This is a genomic window from Undibacterium sp. CY21W (assembly GCF_014284265.1).
GTDB classification, from domain to species: domain Bacteria; phylum Pseudomonadota; class Gammaproteobacteria; order Burkholderiales; family Burkholderiaceae_D; genus Undibacterium; species Undibacterium aquatile.
This window is the reverse complement of the sequence record NZ_JACOGE010000005.1, coordinates 322,209-341,065: the sequence shown is the minus strand read 5'-3', so window position 1 is coordinate 341,065 and position 18,857 is coordinate 322,209. Positions and strand designations below refer to the sequence as shown.

The following is an 18,857-nucleotide window of genomic DNA, read 5'->3' as shown; positions in this document are numbered from 1 at the left end:
AACCAGTTTCGCAGCTTATTTCCTCTCTAAAAAGGAGGAAAGCAAGTGCGCGCGTCTCCGAACTTTCAGCAGTCTACTCCATTCAAAAAAAAGATTCCCGACAGGAAAATCAATATTTAATACTATTTAACATTTGCAGAACAAAAACTTTTGATTACAACAAAAAAATAAGTAGTAACCCTTATTCCATATCAAAAGATTGCATTTCCACATCAAAGAAAACTTTTGCCAACTGTGCCAGGCTTGCATAAAAAGAAGCCTGCGGATGCGCGATAATCGCGTCACACATCGTTCCCACCCAGCTTTGCATGTGTGTCGCAAAGAACTGTTTTTGTGTTGCCAGATTAGCTTGCAAAATGTCGTCCGATGCGATCAGGTAACGCATCACCTCACACAGCGAGGCAATATGATCCTCAGACTCAACAATATGTTCCGCACGTTCCAGCCCCAGATTCTGCAAATCGGTCCGCAATGCGGCCAGCGGCTTTTCCATCAGAAAACCACTGAGGTAATACGAACCGTACAGCAAAACCTCAGGCTTACCGGTGCCGACAAAAAGCTGTTCATATTCATCCCGAACCGATTCTGCGTCGGACTTTCTTGCTTTCTCTATGAAATGCGTCCAGGCCTCACCCAACACACCCTCGCCATTGGTTTCTGCGCTGCTCAGCACTTGCAGCAAATCTTTCGATGGCGGCGCATACATCAGGGTAGCAAGCAGGCCGTATAAATCCGCGCGCGCCGTTTCTTCGCCCTGATCGGCAGTTTCAAATTTAATCTGTGTTTCCATTTTTCTGTATTTCCGGTAATCGTCTTAGTGCGGACGCTGCAAATCAGCAGCACTCATCATATCGACAACGCGACAATCAGGGCACATACGAATGCGATCGAGATGCCCAGCAAACGCACTATGCGCGCCAAGTTTTTGCAGCATGGTTTCGATCATTTGTGCTGTCGCAAACGGCTTACTGCAGCGTATGCAGTGAAATGGCTGCGCTTCATTTAACACACGTACCTGTTTGGCAGCATCGTTCAGCAATAACCTTGGGGTCAGTGTTATTGCATGTTCCGGGCAAGTATCCTCACACAAACCACATTGCACACAATTGCGCTCGATAAAACGTATCTGTGGAGAATTAGCATTGTCCATCAAAGCTGAACTTGGACACGCACCTACGCACGACATACACAAAGTACAGGCATCCTTATTGATCGCCACTGATCCATACAAAGATCCGGCAGGCAAAGCAACTTCATCGACCGCGGCCGGTGCATGCCTGAGCAGATGATCGAGCGCAAAGTCCATGCTGACGCGCTTATCTTGCGCGACATTAAACAATGCTGGCGGTGGCACTTGCGCAGGCTTTAATGCATACAAAAACGACGACAATTCAGCGGATGAACCTGTTTCCAACAAATGAATATGCTGCCCCTGATAACCAAGTCCGGACAAAATCGCTTGCGTTATCTGTATCTGTTTTTGCAGAGCAAGGCGATATTCTGGCGCCTCTTCATCCGTCAATAAAATCGCGACAGAAGCAGCGCCATAACAAATCGCTGACAACCAGATTTCTATGCCTGTCGATGCCGTATGATGCAGCGCCATCGGAATCAATCGCGCAGGCAAGCCACGCCCACCCGCTTGCGCGGACTGCCCGCTCTGCTGAATTAAAGCAGCACCAGCTTCTTTACTATGAAAAAGAATTGCCGGTGCATTACCACCCGCTTTAGCATACGCCGACAACATTGTTTTGATATGCAGGCCTGTGTCGGGCGCACGCATATAGGCGTAGCTCATCGCACCGGTAGGACAGACCGTGGTGCAAGCGCCGCATCCGGCACATAAATTAGGATTGACCGATACCTTGTCGCCCGCAGCCGATATTGCGTCCGTAGAGCAAACATCCAGACAGGCATTGCATCCCAACTTGCCGCTGCGACTATGGGCGCAGAGTTTTTCTTTGTAGCCAAAAAACTTAGGCTTCTCAAACTCACCGATCAACTGTGACAATTTCAACACCGCATCAAACTGTGCTGCCACATCATTGCCCGGCGCAAAATATCCCTGAGGCTTATCAGACATAGAGAACAAGGCTTGTCGTGACAAATCTAATATCAGATCACACGCCGTATCACGAACAACCGTTATACGCTCAAAATCAATCGCGCCGATCACACCGCAAGCCTTGACGCAATCACGGTGATTACTGCATTTATCCAGATCGATCTGATAACTGAAGTCAATCGCATTTTCCGGACAAACATCAATACAGGCGTTACAACGGGTGCAGGTTTCCAGATCAATCGGATTGCTTTGCTGCCAGCTCACTTCAAACTGCCCGAGGAAGCCGCGCAACTTGATCGCACTACCAGACCAGACCGGGAACGTCCGGTCTGCCAGTCGCTCACCGTGTGCCGCGCCCTCTGTCAGTAAAACGCTCACCGCCATTTGCGCAGACAAGCGATGCGCCCACGGCAGGGCAACATCTGCTGAACCGATAATCAACAGATTCCCCTGCGACGCATAATTGACAGTGGGTACTGGCTCGGGCGCAGGTAAGCTGGCCGCTGCCAGCAAGGCGGCCATTTTTGGCAGGCTTTGCTTACTCTCCTCGGACCATCCGGCACTCTCACGTAAATTCACAAATTTTATCGGTGCAACACTGGTTTGCGCCAACTCAGAAAACAAAGCACGCTCCTGGGTACAACCGACGATCACGTCATCAACGCCTTGCACTGCGCTTAAAAAATTTCCCACTTCGCGGCGACATAACATGTCACTGACTTGCACATGTTCCGCACCAATTGCCTGCGCTAATTGCGCGGCTGCAGCAGCATTTAAAGGCAGAGTTTTATTACAACTACAAATTTTTATTTGCGGATTCATTCTGATCGCTTTCATCATTATTTTGCTGCATTATTTTGCTGGCCAATTCGGTACTCTGCGGGACTGGTGATACCAGATCTGACAACGGCAATTCGACTAGCGCAGGCTCAGCCACAAGTTCTGCAGCCAACGCTCTTGGTTCCGCTTCGCTGTCAATGCTCGTCACTTCATCCGCAACAGGATCAGGATCGAGCAAACGCTGCAAACCTTGTTCCAGATGTGCCAGCGGATTCAGCAAGGTCTTTGCATGCAACAAAGACTCCAGCATTCCAGGCGGTAATGGGTCGGCTTTACCGTAATCATCAATATAAATATCCAGACCATCCATGATGTTGAAGTGCGGATTGGAAAACAACTTTTTCATCGCAGAGCGACGCACTGACTCATCGACATCTTTCGCCATAAAGCGTGAAAAATCAGATTCATCGCGCAACGCTGCCACATCAGCCATATCAGGCGCCTTATCCGGCGCTCTTTCTGCGACTTGTTCCGGTGTTTTTCTTGGGTCGCTTGCGTCAGCAGTGGTCACGACAGCCAATTGCTCCGGGCGCGCATCAGATACGGCTTCCTGAGTCATCTCCTTTTCAGCGCCACGCTTACTCCAGCGGCTGAAAAAATCGCTGGCCGCCATATCAGCTTGCCTTCCTGTTGACGGATGCTTCAGCAAGCGCCATTTTCTGAACGCCTTCGCCACCCTCGAAGGATGGACGCTTGCGAGGCTTTTTACCCTCATAACGGAAATACTGCTGCGTGTATTCGGCAAGCCAGGCGGCAACGTCTGTCGATAAAGGCAAAATATCCACTTGTTCACCGCCGTCTATTTGCCGCGCCGCCTCGTCATAAGAGAGGGAGACAGATTTAGGTACGGCCAACTCGACGCCATCAACCTCTTCCACCCGCCACATGACAAACCAGCATGGTGTTTCAGAGCTGAGATTCAGAAAATAACCAGGTGTTTCATCAACATGCAAGGTCGCTGAAAAGCCGGGAAACAGCCAGCGCTGCTCACCATCACCATTCATCAACTGATGTATTTTGGCATCAGGGGTATCCGCCAGAATTTCCAGTGGCTTCCATTGAAATGGCTGCCACCGATTATTCATCGGCATACGCTGCATGATTACACTCAGCGTAAAGGGTAGCTCGGTATTTTTTTCCATCGTGCTGGTATTATAGAGAAACAGAGTTAAGTTTCGAGAATAAGAATCCACCATCTCCCATGCAAGCCCCCCTCCCCGTGCGCGATGGCATCGCGCCAAGTTATTTATGGTTACCTGAAGGCCAGTGGAGCAACATGATCAGCTTCCTGACCTCGCATTTCCCAGATGTAGGAGAAACGACCTGGCTTTCTCGCATGGAAAGAAATGAAGTAGTCGATGCGCATGGTAACCCATTACAAAAGAACAGTTTAGCCAAGCGTGGAATGTGTATTTTTTACTATCGCGAAATCGATAGTGAAACCATTATTCCATTTGAAGCGCACATCCTGCATCAGGATGATCACTTACTGGTCGTCGACAAACCGCATTTTTTACCGGTCACGCCGGGCGGACGCTTTTTGCAGGAAACGCTGTTAGTCCGTCTAAAAAAGAAAACCGGCTTGCAACAGCTAACCCCGATACACCGCTTAGACCGGGAAACAGCGGGCGTGATCCTGTTCTCACACAATCCTGAAACCCGTGGCAAATATCAGGCGCTATTCCAGAAACGCAGCATAACAAAGACCTATCATGCTCTGGCACCGGCCTTACCCGCGCAAACATTTCCTCTTATCCACCGAAGTTGTATGACCGAAGGTGAGCGTTTTTTTACGATGCGTGAAAGCGATGGCGTAATCAACTCCGAAACCCTGATTGAGATTGCGGAACAACGCGGCGATATGAATCTGTATCGATTAACACCCGTTACAGGGAAAAAGCACCAACTGCGGGTACATATGGCAAGTCTGGGAGCGCCGATAGTAAACGACAGCTTTTATCCCATCGCACAAGCTTGCAAAGGCGACGACTTCAGCACACCTTTGCAATTACTGGCGAAGAGCATCGCTTTTGATGATCCACTGACCGGCGAACGTCGGGCATTCTCAAGTCATCGCGAACTTTAAGCATGCAACGAATAGTCGCTCAGGGACAAATCTATTGACATCAAAGCGTCATAAGGCTAATATGTCGGTCTTCGGAGTGTGGCGCAGTCCGGTAGCGCACCTGGTTTGGGACCAGGGGGTCCAAGGTTCGAATCCTTGTACTCCGACCAGAATTTTAAAAATCATATAATTGATTTTTCATCTTGAAGCGATACTATTTAAGTATCAGTGAAAAGATAAATGCAGTTTAGTTTTTCGGAGTGTGGCGCAGTCCGGTAGCGCACCTGGTTTGGGACCAGGGGGTCCAAGGTTCGAATCCTTGTACTCCGACCAGTTTAAAAGGATCGTTGATTTTCAACGATCCTTTTTTCTTTTTGCGTCAGCTTATATATCAATTGCCACATATCCCCGCTCGGCAATTTACTTGCCGGATAAAGCAGAAACAAAATAAGTCTGCGGCTATTTGGGAAATCTGACCAGCAGTCGTACATCACCACCTACTTTCGCCACATCGTGAAACAGCAGTTGCGGCGCCTCGTCAACATGCGTCAACATTGGCAGAGCAAACATCCCGACTCCGTCACCGAGTAATTTGGGAGCAAAATAGACCAGCAATTCATCTACACAACCGGCAGCAATCAATGCGCCATTGAGTGTCGCACCAGCTTCCACATGCAATTCATTGATTTGTCGTCGCCCCAACTCAAGCAGCAATGATGGCAAGCTAACCCGCTCACTTGCATCAGGCAAACATAGCACTTCCACCCCCAACGCCTCCAGCGCCAGACGCTTTGGCAGGTCGTCAACCGCACAGATCACTAAAGCACCACCGCCTTGCAGTATTTTTGCAGATACGGGGATTCTTAAATGCGAATCCAGCACGATGCGTAAGGGCTGACGCGGCGTATCAATGCCGCGCACATTCAGCAAAGGATCATCTGCCAATACCGTGCCTATACCAGTCAGTATCGCATCTGCGCGGGCGCGCCAGGCGTGACCATCGTGTCTGGCCTCTGCGCCGGTTATCCACTGGCTCTGACCATTTGGTAATGCGGTTTTTCCATCAAGACTCGCCGCTGCTTTCATGCGCACCCACGGCTTGCCAGTTTCCATGCGCGTAAAAAAACCGATATTCATCTCGCGGGCGCGATCCGCCAGATCAGCGTGAGTCGCACACTCCACTTCGATACCTGCCGCCTGCAATATCGCCAATCCACGTCCGGCGACTTGTGGATTGGCATCACCAACAGCCGCCACAACCCGCGCCAGCCCGGCATCGACCAGTGCGTTTGCACATGGCGGCGTGCGCCCATAGTGACTGCAAGGCTCCAACGTCACGTACGCAGTTGCACCCCGGACATCCATACCATTGGCAGCCGCATCGCGCAGCGCCTGAACTTCTGCATGCGCCTGCCCCACCGGTTGGGTCCAGCCGCACCCGATGGCAACACCATCACGCACAATAACGCAGCCGACTTTAGGGTTCGGTGAAGTCTCGATGGTAGCGCGGGAGGCGAACTCCAGCGCCACCTCCAGCCAATGACGATCTGTTTGTTTAGTTTGTTTATCTACGCAAGACATCCATATCCACCAATGTGATCAGGTGTGCTGAATACTGATGCTCGGAAATTTACTGGTCATGTCTTTCGCCTTTTCAGCGACTTTTACAGCCAGTTTGCGGGCAATTTCTTTGTAGATTTGTGCAATTTTTCCATCTGGATCAGCAACCACGGTTGGCTTTCCGGAATCGGCCTGTTCACGTATCGCCATCGTCAATGGCAAACCGCCAAGAAAATCGACGCCGTAATCCGCGCACATTTTCTGGCCGCCACCCTCACCGAAAATCGCTTCCGCATGTCCGCAATTCGAGCAGATATGCGTACTCATATTTTCAATGATGCCAAGAATAGGAATGCCGACTTTTTCGAACATTTTCAAACCTTTGCGCGCATCGAGCAACGCAATGTCCTGCGGCGTCGTCACTATCACGGCACCAGTCACCGGCACTTTCTGCGACAAGGTCAGTTGCACGTCACCAGTACCAGGCGGCATATCGACAATCAGATAATCCAGATCGCGCCAGTTTGTCTGTTCCAGCAATTGCTGCAAGGCCTGCGTGACGATCGGGCCGCGCCAGACCATAGGCTCATCCGGATCAATCATGAAACCGATGGATGAAACCTGCAGCCCATGATTCTCAAGCGGCTCCATCGTTTTACCATCCACAGTCTCAGGGCGACCATTAATCCCCATCATCATTGGTTGCGACGGCCCATAAATATCAGCATCCAGAATACCGACTGCTGCGCCTTCCGCAGCCAGTGCCAGCGCCAGATTCACCGCTGTCGTCGATTTGCCGACACCGCCCTTACCTGACGCTACCGCAATAATATTCTTCACGTTCGGCATCAGTTTGATGCCGCGCTGAACCGCATGCGCGACAATTTTCGATGTCACATTAACGCTGACATTACCGACACCCGGTAATGCACGCACAGCGGCAATCACACTCTTACGTATCAGGTCAAACTGACTTTTTGCTGGATAACCCAACTCCACATCGAGGCTCACATCGTCGCCATCGAGCTTGATGTTTTTCGCAGACTTGCTCTTAATCAGGTCAAGCTGGGTATTAGGATCAATCACTTTTGATAAAGCATTTTTAATATCGTCAACGGTCAGTGTCATGTCATTCTCCATTCAATGTCCGCAAGTCTAGCGCAAAACGTGAAAAGACTGCGGATAGCCCTGCGCAAAGACTGAGTTTTAGCCCGCACTTCAAATGCAATTCTGATGATGAAAGTCTGAAAAAAAATCAAAAAAGAAAAGACAAGGCTGGAACTCATCTCAAGGACGAACGATGCCTGCAGATATCGCCGATCACAGGTATGCTGAGAGCATTCCACGCATTTCATTGTTTTCAAAGAAAACCTTATGAGCAATTACCCGCTGACCTTGCTATACGATGAATCCTGCCCGCTATGCAAACTTGAAATCGATAACCTGAAGGCACGCAATGATAAAAATTTGCTGAAATTTGTTGATATCTCTGGCAAAGACTTCGACACCAGCCCCTACGGCATACCGCAGGCAGAACTGATGCGCATCATCCATGCAATCAAACCCGATAACAGTATCGTCACAGGTGTCGCCGTTTTCCGGCTGGCTTATGAAGCCATCGGACTAGGCTGGATCACAGCGCCAACCGGATGGCCGCTGCTAAAGCCCTTGTTTGACTGGCTTTACATTCGCGTTGCTGACAACCGCTACCGCCTGTCAAGCCGCGTGACCGGATACTTATTCGAGGTGGCAGCGAAACGCGCGGAAAAACGCAGCCGCAGATGCAAAGATGATCAATGCTCTGTGAAATAGTGCTAGCGATGACAACACAAATTCAAGGCCAGGAACATTGATCCACACGGACATCAACAGCCAGGCGTACGACGGAGAACCGGCGAAAAAACCGCCACCGCATACAGCAACACGCGACCCCAGAACGTCGGGCCAATAATTTTTTGGCGCATCAGCCCTCTGACACGCTGCCAGCGTGACAGATGATCAAACTCGGTCAGATAGGTGAGCGTCGATGAAAACTTTGCAGGAATAACTGGAAATTGTGCGGTGAACAGTTTTGCCTGGCGTATCGCATCCTGTAAATTTTTACGGGCCAGCTGTAATTTTCTGCGTGGAGAAAATAGCTTCTCCCAAAAACTGCTGACACTGGCACCGATCTGGTTATTGTCATGCTGGCGATAAAACATGGTCGCCTGCCCGACATGGCCGATATGCCCGAAAACACCGGCCACCAGCATCAGCCACCAGTCATGCATCACAGCGCCATCAGGCACCGGCGTTGCCATTTCCAACAAGCGACGATTCAACATCATCGTGCAACCGGGCGCAACGTTATACAGAAACATGGACTCCGGGCGGACATAGCCGACCGGATCAATTTTCTGATACGCAAAAAAAGAAGGAGAAATCACGTTGAGCTGATGATCCGTAACCGCCAGATCGGTTAACACCAGCAGTGGCACTTCCGTCCCGAATTGGCGTTCGAGCTCCTGCATTTTCTGAAAACTCAGGACGATTTTATTGTTGTGCCAGACATCATCCTGATCAGCCAGCATGACGTAGGCAGCATCCGTGTGCGCCAGCGCATGATTAAAATTGTGAATGACACCACGCTGGTGATTGATGTGCAATTGCACCTGAGTATGTGTGTTGCATATATTTCTCACGATCTTTGCAGTCGCATCTGTTGAAACGTTGTCGGAAACAATCAGCTTACCGAGCGAGGCACCAACAGCAGACACGTCATTGGCAAAAATCGAATCGATCTGAGCGGAGATGTATTTTTCTCCATTATATGAAGCTAAAGCAATATCTATCGTCGGCATGGGCTGGTACGGAAAAAAGTAAGATCAACAAGTAACGGTACAGACTACGGTGAAGGAATACTTAAAAAAATCACCATAAAACAATACCTTTTTTTCTTGCTGCGATAATCATTGCAACGGTAATCAGCATTTCCGTTAAATACAGACTAATGATCAAACCTGTCGATTGATAACGATACGTCAGATAGCAGGCATACAGCGCGTGCAGCGGCCCGGCAACCAGATAGATTTTACTCAGTATCCTGCTTTCACCAACCGCAAGAAAACGCCACTGAGAAATAATCGTCGCAAAGCCAATCACCAGCGGCAGAAAAGCAAGCGCCTTCAGATACATTGCTGCCGGTGCAAAATTTGCGCCAAGGTAGCGCAATGCAATGACGTCGGCAAAACAAAACAGGAAGAGACCACCCGCTAACTGCACACCTAACAGTATGTAGGAACCACGCCGGATCAGCGAGCGTGACTCTTCGCTTTTATCGGACTCTTTATGTAGTGCGGCGATACGGGGAAACAAGGCGGCGGCGATAGGCTGAATGAAACCTTGAGCAGCGACGCGGATTTTATCGGTCGCAGCAAAATAGGCGACCTGATCGGCACCGGCAAATAGCTTCAATAAAATGATATTGATCGTCGTGTAAAAACTGGTGGAAATATTCGACAAAAAGACTGGCCATCCCTCTTTTAACATCCCCCATATGCTGCGCAAACTGATACTGGCACGTACCAGTATCTTAGTTTGCCTCGCGTAGTAAAAGGACATCACAGCGGCGACAACACCCGGGATGTTTTGTAGCACCGCTGCCATCACCAGATCATCTGTCGTTTTAACCAGAACAAAAACCAGCGGCAAAGGCAGCAGGCGCGATGCGGCTGTAATCAGGGCGAGCGCCCGCATTCTCTCTAAGCCCTGAAATAACCAGGTCGGAAAAAGCGCATTGCCTAAAACGCCGATAAAGCATGCGAGGAACAACACTGCGTGCTGCTGCACATCTGCAAAAACGGTAATCAGCAGCAGACAAGCCAAGCCACCTGCGGCAGACAAAATCAATTTCACGGCCAGCGTATTCGCAACGACGCCGGAAACAGCAAGCTTATCTCTACTACTAATCGCAATCAGTCTGGTTGCCGTAATCCCGAAACCATAATCTGTAATCAAAATAAAATACTGTATCACTGCCTGGGCAAAACCCAGAGCGGCAAAGTCCGGCACACTTAACACCCGCGTCAGATAAGGGAGAGTCACCAGTGGTGCCAAATAAATCAGGCCCTGTACAAAAACGAGGTAAAGAATATTTTTTGTTATCGATGTCATTATTAAGATTAGCGTCACCGGGCTATCACCGATCTCTCGGCACATGAGAGACGTGATCATACCTTGTCACAGAGGCTGCAATATTGCTCCTGGAAAAAAAACTGCCATTTTTTTCTTCCACTGAAAAACTTTACATCGATTTGTCCCAAAGCAAAGGAAAAAACGGCCCGGACTCAGGCAGCTTGTTAAAATACAGCCTTCCTTCGCATTTAGTCCACCAGGCGCATGAATACGTACCTGGTGGTCGCTACCAATCTATGTCTACGCCTTCCAACCTGTCGCCCTCCCTGCCTACCATCGTTGATACGGCTGCAAGTCATTTAAAAAACGTACTGCTCACAGCGTTTGAGCATAGTCCGGAAAAAACTGCCGTCATCGTTTACGATCAGAACTCACCTCTGGCAACGATATTGACGGCGGCTTACCGCGCCTGCCTGCCAACGGCCACCTACATAGACTTTGACGCGGTTGCACCGGTATTCATTTTACAAACGCTGGAGCAATTGCAAGCATCAGATCTGGTCATACTGATTCAATCGACGAATTTCCGGCTTGAAGCTTACCGTTTGCGTGTGGAGCTGTTTAAAAAAGGGCTGAAAGTGATAGAGCATCCGCATCTTGGCCGTATGGATGGCAAGGAAGTGGATTATTACATCGACTCTCTGGCATACGACCCAGGGTACTACCGGGTTGTGGGGCCCGCGCTCAAAGAGAAAATCGACAAGGCCAGCAGCGGTATTATTGACAGCGGCGGCGAACAGCTTATTTTCGGCGGCAAGTTTGAATCCGCCAAGATGAACATCGGCGACTATCGTGAAATGAAAAACGTCGGTGGCCAATTTCCTATTGGTGAAGTGTTCACCGAATCCGTTGATCTCGAAGCGGTGAACGGACGCGTGCGGATTTTTGTGTTTGGCGACACCACATTTACTGTCAATCGACCGGAAAAACCGATCACACTGATTGTCAGTAAAGGCCAGGTCGTCGATGCGCTTGATTCCACGCCGGAATTTGACCGCGTGCTGGCCAATATCCGTGCGGATGATGGCGTGATCTGGGTCAGAGAGCTGGGGCTGGGAATGAATCCCGCGTTTTCCAAAGACCGTACCGTACGTGACATTGGCACCTATGAACGTATGTGCGGCATTCATCTGTCATTAGGATCAAAACATGGCAGTTATGCGAAACCGCATATCAAACGGGGCGAAGGTCGACACCACGTCGACGTCTTTGCCATCACTGAATCAGTCAGACTTGATGACGAGGAAGTCTATCGTGATGGCGCATGGGTCGTCTGACACAGACAATACTCGATTAACACTCTATTAACAACAAAAATCCGGCCAGCCCTGGGGCAGTTATCTGACTCAGGGCGACGTTACTGTGCAGGGCAAGGTAAAAGACCGCGAAAATGCCTGCTCGCTCAGCACTCATTCCAGCAAACACACTTTCAGCCAGAGTTTCGCTGGTAGAATAATGCCCTTGTCCGTAAATAAAAAAGTGCATCAACCATGACCCGCAAGCTCTTCGTTACCACCGCCCTTCCTTACGCAAATGCTCCGTTCCACCTCGGTCACATCATGGAATACATCCAGGCTGATATCTGGGTAAGGCATCAGCGAATGTCGGGTAACGAAGTACATTTCGTCGGTGCGGACGATGCGCACGGCGCGCCGATTATGATTGCGGCAGAAAAAGCTGGCATTTCTCCACAAGAGTTCGTGGGGAAAATAGCAGCTGGTCGCAAGCAATATCTCGATGGCTTTCATATTCAGTTTGACAACTGGCATTCGACCGATGGCCCAGAAAATCATGCCTTGTCGCAGGATATCTACCGTAAACTCAAAACAGCGGGCTTCATCACCAGCAAGACCATCGAGCAATTCTATGATCCGGTCAAAAACATGTTTTTGCCGGATCGCTACATCAAAGGCGAATGTCCTAAGTGTGGCGCCAAAGATCAGTATGGCGATTCCTGCGAAGTCTGCAGTGCCGTCTATGCACCAACTGAATTGAAAAACCCGTATTCAACACTTACCGGTGCTACGCCGGTGATGAAGTCATCCGAGCATTTTTTCTTCCAGTTATCGAATCAAAAATGTGTGGACTTCCTGCGTGGCTGGGCACTGCAAGACAATCGCCTGCAATCGGAAGTCGCCAATAAATGTAAAGAATGGCTGGAAGGCGACGGCGGTTTAGGTGACTGGGATATCAGCCGTGACGCACCTTATTTTGGCATTGAAATTCCTGATCAACCGGGCAAATATTTCTATGTATGGCTGGATGCGCCAGTCGGCTATCTGGCATCGCTGAAAAATTATTTCAATAAAACCGGTCGCGATTTCGATGCGTTCATGGCGGATCCGACCACCGAACAAATTCATTTCATCGGTAAAGACATTACTTATTTCCACACCCTGTTCTGGCCTGCGATGCTGAAATTTTCTGGCTACAAAACGCCGGACAATGTGTATGCCCACGGCTTCGTCACCGTTTCCGGCGAAAAAATGTCGAAATCGCGCGGCACAGGTATTTCGCCGCTGCGTTATCTGGAAATCGGCATGAATCCTGAATGGCTGCGTTACTATTTCGCCGCCAAACTGAATGCAAAAGTAGAAGATCTGGATTTGAATCCGGATGATTTTGTGGCACGCGTGAATTCTGATCTGATCGGCAAATACATCAATATCGCCAGCCGCGCTGCAGGCTTTATCACCAAGCGTTTTGACGGTGTTGTTACCAGCGACTGGGCGACAGCAGATGACGCGTTTATTCAGCATCTGCGCAATGCTGCGCCAGAAATCAAAGCGCTGTTTGAGTCCCGCGAATATGGTAAAGCACTGCGTGCTGCGATGGAACAAGCCGATTTGGTTAACGCGTATGTCGATGCAAACAAGCCTTGGGAACTGGCAAAGAAACCAGAGAACGATGCAAAATTACAGGAAGTCTGCAGCCGCTTGCTGGAAGCCTTCCGCATTCTGACGATCTTCCTGAAACCAGTACTGCCGCAACTGGCAGAGCAGGTAGAGGCGCAATTGGATATCGCGCCTTTGCAATGGGCAGACGTCAATACCCCGATTCCGCATCAACATAAAATTCATCCGTACGCACATCTGATGCAACGTGTCGATATCAAGATTTTTGATCAGTTATTTGATGCTCCAGTGGCAGATGCGGCCCCCGCTACAGAAGAAAAAGCCAGCGACATAGAAGCACTCGCAGAAGAAATCAAAATTGATGACTTCGCCAAAGTGGATCTGCGTATTGCGAAAATCATCAATTGCGAGCACGTCGATGGTTCAGATAAATTACTGCGTCTGACGCTGGATGTAGGCGAAGGCCGCACCCGCAATGTGTTTTCCGGCATCAAATCAGCTTATCAGCCAGAACAGCTGATAGGAAAATTCACGGTGATGGTGGCCAATCTTGCGCCAAGAAAAATGAAATTCGGCATGTCCGAAGGTATGGTACTGGCAGCCTCAGCGGCCGACGAAAAAGCCAATCCCGGCCTGTACATTCTTGAAGCCTGGCCAGGTGCTCAACCAGGAATGCGCGTCCGTTAATTTTTCTGCCAGCATGAATATAGCTCTACGCGAAGCAGTCCCCGAAGATGCGCAACTGATTGCGCATCTGACCCGCAGTTGCTGGGCAAATAAAGTTGCCGCCAGCTCTGCCGGGCACCATGAAAATGCGGACGATGTTATTGCCGACTTATGCCAGGGCGGGGGCTTTGTGCTGTTGATCGATGATATGCCTGCTGGCTCAGTCCGCTGGACTGCTCTCGACACCGATACGAATGTGTGGGAAATACGGCGCATGGGCATACTGCCGGCCTTTCGCAATCAGTCGCTATCGCAACATCTGCTGGAAGCAGTCATCCATGCAGCACAGAATGCTGGCATCACGGAACTCAGGCTAGGCGTCAGAACCGATCAGCCGCGCTTGTTAGATTTATACACCGCATACGAATTTGAACTGGCTCCGGAACTCGACTACGCTCACGCCAATCCCCACGAACCAGCGCCTTATGTCATGCGTCGCTTTCTGAAAAACTGACCTGTCCGTTGATCCTCCTCTTCTGATCGCATTGCACTATGCAGACAAAGAACTTTTACCAAAATCTGATGTCTTGATACTCTCCCTATCCGGAAATAACTTCATGAACAGCATAATCAGCACAAGCAACACCGACGCAGCGTCCGCAATGATTTCCCCTATTCCAGCCCGGCTACAGCAACTTCGTGCAGCCATGAAAGAGCATAGTCTGGATGCTTACATCATCCCGTCCGCTGATCCGCATTTATCCGAATATCTGCCTGAACACTGGCAAGGACGTACGTATCTGTCAGGCTTTACAGGTTCGGTCGGCACGCTGGTGGTGACGGCTGATTTCGCTGGTTTGTGGGTGGACAGCCGTTACTGGAGTCAGGCCGAAAAAGAGCTGGCACCAACGGGCATACAGATGATGAAAATCGCTTCTGCTGCCGCGACCTTACATATCGACTGGCTGGCACAACATCTGACGAGCGGACAAACCGTCGGTGCCGATGGCTTCGTACTCGGTCTGGCAACCGCCCGCGCACTGACATCTGCGCTGCAAGCAAAGTCTGTCAGGCTCGATACCAGCAAAGATCTGCTGCAAGATATCTGGCCGGATCGCCCTGGCTTGCCACTCTCTCAGGTATACGAACACAAAGCACCATTTGCTGTCATCAGTCGCAAAGATAAGTTGACGCAGGTACGCGAACAAATGCGATCAAAGGATGCAGATTGGCATTTTGTCTCCACGGTGGATGATATCGCCTGGATATTCAATTTGCGTGGTGCCGATGTCAGTTACAACCCGGTGTTTGTCGCACATGCGCTGATCAGCGCAGACAAAGCGACGCTGTTTGTTTCCAAAGGAAAAATTGACCAGGATCTCGCTGCGGTTCTGGCTCTGGATAAAATAGAAATTGCGGATTATTCAGAGGCGCAAAGTGCTCTGCGACATTTACCGGCAACAGACAGCATATTAATTGATCCACGCCGCATTACTTACGGCTTTCGTGACGCTATTCCTGCTTCAGTCCGCGTCGTTGAGGCGATCAATCCATCCGTGTTTGCCAAATCGCGAAAAACGGCGGAAGAAGCCCAATTCGTGCGGGAAGCGATGGAGCAGGACGGTGCCGCTTTGTGTGAATTTTTCAGTTGGCTCGAAGCCAGTCTGGGCAAACAAACGATCACAGAAATCACGATTGATGAGCAAATCTGCGCAGCACGTGCTCGTCAGCCGCATTTCATCTCACCCAGCTTTGGCACGATTGCCGGATTTAATGGTAATGGCGCGATGCCACATTATCGCGCGACACCAGAATCCCACGCCGCTATTGAAGGCGACGGCCTGTTACTGATTGACTCTGGCGGGCAATATCTGAATGGCACCACGGATATCACCCGGGTGATGCCGATAGGAACGGTGTCTGAAGCGCAAAAACGTGATTTCACGCTGGTGCTCAAAGGTATGATCAATCTGTCGCAGATGCAGTTTCCGCGCGGTACGCCATCACCTATGCTGGATACCGTGGCGCGCGCACCGATATGGCGGGAAGGTATCAATTACGGTCACGGAACGGGCCACGGCGTTGGTTACTTCCTGAATGTGCATGAAGGCCCACAGTCGATCTCAGGAGCACTAGCGGAAGCCCATACTGCAATGGAAGCAGGAATGATTACGTCCAATGAACCTGGTATTTATCGTCCCGATCAATGGGGCGTGCGTATCGAAAATCTGCTGTTGACCGTGCCTGCAGTGACAACGGAGTTCGGTGACTATCTGAAATTTGAAACGCTGACTTTATGCCCTATCGATACACGCTGCATCCTGGTTAATTTGTTACGTGATGACGAAATTGACTGGCTGAATACTTACCATTCAACGGTACTGGCACGACTGACACCAAGAGTCACTGGCGCAGCGCTGAGCTGGTTGCAGGAACGCACAAAAGCAATCAGCAAATAACAAAGCCGCAATCTGTAGGAATGATTAAACGAAGCCACATCCAATCACGATGTGGCTTCGTTTTATTCGGGTCGCCATCCACGACAAAACTGCAAAAAATCCTGTATATGCCGGGACAATAGTTTATGCGGACTATATATCAGATAAAAATGACGCTTCAGTGGCGGAAGTTTTGTTTCCAGTTCATGTAATTTCCCCAGCGCCAGCAAATCAGCAACTACCACACGTGACAGGCAAGCGATCCCAAGACCCGCAGCAGCCGCGTGCATAATCGCTTCCGATGTACCGAACTCGCCCGCCAGTTTTAAGTTTTTCAGATGTGGCAACAACACTTGCTCGACATTTTCTCGTGTACCGGAACCGTGCTCCCGTAACAACCAGGACGCAGAACGCAACTCCCTGATACCGATGCTGCCATTCTTTTGTGCCGCATACGGATGTTCCGGTGAGCAAACAACGACCATTTCATCCTCAAACCACGGTTCAACCAGTAAATCCGCGCGATGGCAAGGCCCCTCAATGAAACCAAAATCGACTTCGTAATTCGCGACAGCACTGACAATATCGGCCGTATTCGCGATGGTCATCTGCGGATGAGACATGGTGTGCCGAGCAAAAGCAGTCAGTTGTGAATCAGTTACTGGACTGGCAGCAAGCAAAGCCGGCAAGCAATAACTGCCTATCGTTGTACTGGCACCGATCCGGATACACGACCAGTTGGCATCCCCCGACGAAAACTGCAGTTCTATCGAATTTGCAGCATCGAGTATCAGGCGCGCCTGCGGCATTAATAGACGACCATTGTCGTTTAACAGCAAACGCTTACCGACACGGTCAAATAACTGCGTGTTGAGCATATGTTCCAGCTCATTCAGTGCCGCACTGGCAGCCGATTGTGAGAGTGCGACAGCATTCGCCGCAGCCATAGTGCTGCCCTGCTCTGCCACTGAAACGAATACTTGCAATTGACGCAGACTGATTTTCATAAATTAACCTATTTTTTAGTTTAATTATACAAAATTAATTCGTTTTATTAGTTTAATAAAAAACGATATTCTGCGCTCATTCACAAAAAAACAGATCATTATGATTCGCACCGATTCAACCAACTCACCCAAAAAGATTTCTCTGGGAAGATATGCTCCCGGCTTACTGTTATGCGCAACACTGGCGACAATCGCTATGTCGCTCAGCAAGTTAGTCTGGGTGCAAAACCATGGTTTAAGTAATCTGACCACCGCAATATTGTTGGGTATGATCGCGGGCAATAGCCATGCCATATTTCAGCATCGCGGGTTGGATCACGGCATGATGATTTCCAAACAAACATTGTTGCGCGCCGGGATTATTATGTACGGATTACGCCTGAGTTTCAGGGACATTCAACAGCTCGGCGGCACAGCATTCGCTATTGACGCGCTCGTCCTTGGTACAACGTTCGCCATCGCTTTATTTCTCGGAAAAAAAGTCTTTGCGCTGGACGACAAATTAACGGTCTTGATTGGGGCGGGAAGTTCTGTCTGCGGTGCGGCCGCAATCATGGCGACGAGCCCAGTGATTAAAGGAGAATCAGATGATGCCAGTATTGCGATCTCTGGCGTGATGATATTTGGTACCCTCAGCATGTTGATGTATCCACTTGTTTTTGAGTGGAACAGGCATGTCCAGGTCATTCCGCTTTCGACATCTGGCTTTGGTATTTACGTAGGTTCGACCATGCATGAAGTTGCGCAAGTCATTGTTGCCGGCAAGGCCGTGAGTGACTCGGCGGGCGATGCTGCTGTCATCACGAAAATGCTCAGGGTCATGATGCTGGCACCATTTCTGCTCCTGCTGCCATTCGTATTGCGCATACTTAAAAAACGCAATACGAAGGCAATACCACCAACTGATGCCAGCGAAAGCAGAATAGAAATTCCCTGGTTTGCTTTCATGTTTATCGGCGTTGCTGCAATCAACTCCGTATTGATCATTCCAACTGGAATCAGAACCGTGTTGACGAACACCGATAATTTTATTCTCTGTATGTCTATGGTTGCTTTGGGCTTAAGTACAAAAATCAGTACCTTGCGACAAGCAGGAATAAAACCAGTATTGCTCGCCATGAGCTTGTGGCTGTGGCTGATCTTTGGCGGGGCTGCAATCAACTATGTGTGTAAATAATGTTCAGCTTT

The 18,857-nt window shown here is 49.7% G+C and carries 16 protein-coding genes and 2 tRNA genes; 9 read left to right on the top strand and 9 right to left on the bottom strand.

The annotated features are described in order from the left end of the window. Positions 1 to 181 precede the first annotated feature (181 nt). The 4 genes from H8K29_RS13815 to H8K29_RS13800 are packed head-to-tail and all read right to left on the bottom strand — an operon-like array spanning position 182 to position 4,005. Entirely contained in the window at positions 182 to 790 is a 609-nt protein-coding gene (locus tag H8K29_RS13815) for a molecular chaperone (RefSeq protein ID WP_186898037.1), read from the bottom strand. 24 nt (positions 791 to 814) lie between these two features. Continuing rightward, the gene (locus H8K29_RS13810; protein ID WP_186898036.1) at positions 815 to 2,887 is read right to left on the bottom strand and encodes a 4Fe-4S binding protein; all 2,073 of its coding nucleotides are present in this window, start codon (positions 2,885 to 2,887) and stop codon (positions 815 to 817) included. Further along, positions 2,862 to 3,518: a DUF3306 domain-containing protein gene (locus H8K29_RS13805; protein WP_186898035.1), complete on the bottom strand. Its 657-nt coding sequence runs from the start codon at positions 3,516 to 3,518 to the stop codon at positions 2,862 to 2,864. The genes H8K29_RS13810 and H8K29_RS13805 overlap by 26 nt, the downstream gene beginning before the upstream one ends. A gap of 1 nt (position 3,519) precedes the next feature. Continuing rightward, positions 3,520 to 4,005 carry a DUF3305 domain-containing protein gene (locus H8K29_RS13800; RefSeq protein WP_255423388.1) on the bottom strand — a complete coding sequence of 162 codons (486 nt, stop codon included), beginning with the start codon at positions 4,003 to 4,005 and terminating at the stop codon, positions 3,520 to 3,522. 101 nt (positions 4,006 to 4,106) lie between these two features. Here H8K29_RS13800 and H8K29_RS13795 point away from each other — a divergent pair, with 101 nt between their 5' ends. The 3 genes from H8K29_RS13795 to H8K29_RS13785 all read left to right on the top strand — a co-directional run bounded on the left by H8K29_RS13795 (position 4,107) and on the right by H8K29_RS13785 (position 5,303). Continuing rightward, on the top strand, positions 4,107 to 4,991 hold the full coding sequence (locus tag H8K29_RS13795; RefSeq protein ID WP_186898033.1) for an RluA family pseudouridine synthase: 885 nt from the start codon (positions 4,107 to 4,109) through the stop codon (positions 4,989 to 4,991). Between the two features lie 72 nt (positions 4,992 to 5,063). After that, positions 5,064 to 5,140: transfer RNA gene (locus H8K29_RS13790), tRNA-Pro, on the top strand. A gap of 86 nt (positions 5,141 to 5,226) precedes the next feature. Beyond that, a tRNA-Pro gene (locus H8K29_RS13785) sits at positions 5,227 to 5,303 on the top strand. 126 nt (positions 5,304 to 5,429) lie between these two features. On the opposite strand, the gene ribD is transcribed toward H8K29_RS13785, so the two are convergent. Both ribD and apbC read right to left on the bottom strand, forming a co-directional pair. Next, positions 5,430 to 6,551, bottom strand: coding sequence for a bifunctional diaminohydroxyphosphoribosylaminopyrimidine deaminase/5-amino-6-(5-phosphoribosylamino)uracil reductase RibD (ribD, locus tag H8K29_RS13780; protein ID WP_186898032.1), 1,122 nt, complete (start codon positions 6,549 to 6,551; stop codon positions 5,430 to 5,432). Positions 6,552 to 6,569: 18 nt separating this feature from the next. Beyond that, positions 6,570 to 7,658 (bottom strand): iron-sulfur cluster carrier protein ApbC, encoded by a 1,089-nt coding sequence (apbC, locus tag H8K29_RS13775; protein ID WP_186898031.1) that lies wholly within the window; start codon positions 7,656 to 7,658, stop codon positions 6,570 to 6,572. Between the two features lie 246 nt (positions 7,659 to 7,904). On the opposite strand from apbC, the gene H8K29_RS13770 reads away from it, so the two are divergent. Further along, positions 7,905 to 8,342: a thiol-disulfide oxidoreductase DCC family protein gene (locus H8K29_RS13770; protein WP_186898030.1), complete on the top strand. Its 438-nt coding sequence runs from the start codon at positions 7,905 to 7,907 to the stop codon at positions 8,340 to 8,342. 53 nt (positions 8,343 to 8,395) lie between these two features. On the opposite strand, the gene H8K29_RS13765 is transcribed toward H8K29_RS13770, so the two are convergent. Together H8K29_RS13765 and H8K29_RS13760 are read right to left on the bottom strand one after the other, a co-directional pair. After that, complete coding sequence (locus H8K29_RS13765) at positions 8,396 to 9,370, bottom strand: glycosyltransferase family 2 protein (protein ID WP_186898029.1); 975 nt, start codon at positions 9,368 to 9,370, stop codon at positions 8,396 to 8,398. Between the two features lie 70 nt (positions 9,371 to 9,440). Next, positions 9,441 to 10,682, bottom strand: coding sequence for a flippase (locus H8K29_RS13760; RefSeq protein WP_186898028.1), 1,242 nt, complete (start codon positions 10,680 to 10,682; stop codon positions 9,441 to 9,443). 257 nt (positions 10,683 to 10,939) lie between these two features. On the opposite strand from H8K29_RS13760, the gene H8K29_RS13755 reads away from it, so the two are divergent. The 4 genes from H8K29_RS13755 (at position 10,940) to H8K29_RS13740 (ending at position 16,683) form a co-directional block, all read left to right on the top strand. Next, on the top strand, positions 10,940 to 11,980 hold the full coding sequence (locus H8K29_RS13755) for a hypothetical protein (protein ID WP_186898027.1): 1,041 nt from the start codon (positions 10,940 to 10,942) through the stop codon (positions 11,978 to 11,980). Between the two features lie 213 nt (positions 11,981 to 12,193). Then, the gene (metG, locus tag H8K29_RS13750; RefSeq protein WP_186898026.1) at positions 12,194 to 14,245 is read left to right on the top strand and encodes a methionine--tRNA ligase; all 2,052 of its coding nucleotides are present in this window, start codon (positions 12,194 to 12,196) and stop codon (positions 14,243 to 14,245) included. A gap of 13 nt (positions 14,246 to 14,258) precedes the next feature. Further along, a complete protein-coding gene (locus H8K29_RS13745; RefSeq protein ID WP_186898025.1) occupies positions 14,259 to 14,738 on the top strand; it encodes a GNAT family N-acetyltransferase in 480 nt (159 codons plus the stop codon). Between the two features lie 103 nt (positions 14,739 to 14,841). After that, positions 14,842 to 16,683 carry an aminopeptidase P family protein gene (locus H8K29_RS13740; protein ID WP_255423379.1) on the top strand — a complete coding sequence of 614 codons (1,842 nt, stop codon included), beginning with the start codon at positions 14,842 to 14,844 and terminating at the stop codon, positions 16,681 to 16,683. A 62-nt stretch (positions 16,684 to 16,745) separates the two neighbouring features. Here the strand turns inward: H8K29_RS13740 and H8K29_RS13735 are convergent, their stop codons facing one another. After that, on the bottom strand, positions 16,746 to 17,669 hold the full coding sequence (locus tag H8K29_RS13735) for a LysR family transcriptional regulator (protein ID WP_186898024.1): 924 nt from the start codon (positions 17,667 to 17,669) through the stop codon (positions 16,746 to 16,748). Positions 17,670 to 17,769: 100 nt separating this feature from the next. Between H8K29_RS13735 and H8K29_RS13730 the strand changes: the two genes are divergently transcribed. Further along, the gene (locus tag H8K29_RS13730) at positions 17,770 to 18,846 is read left to right on the top strand and encodes a YeiH family protein (RefSeq protein WP_222611486.1); all 1,077 of its coding nucleotides are present in this window, start codon (positions 17,770 to 17,772) and stop codon (positions 18,844 to 18,846) included. Positions 18,847 to 18,857: the final 11 nt, after the last annotated feature.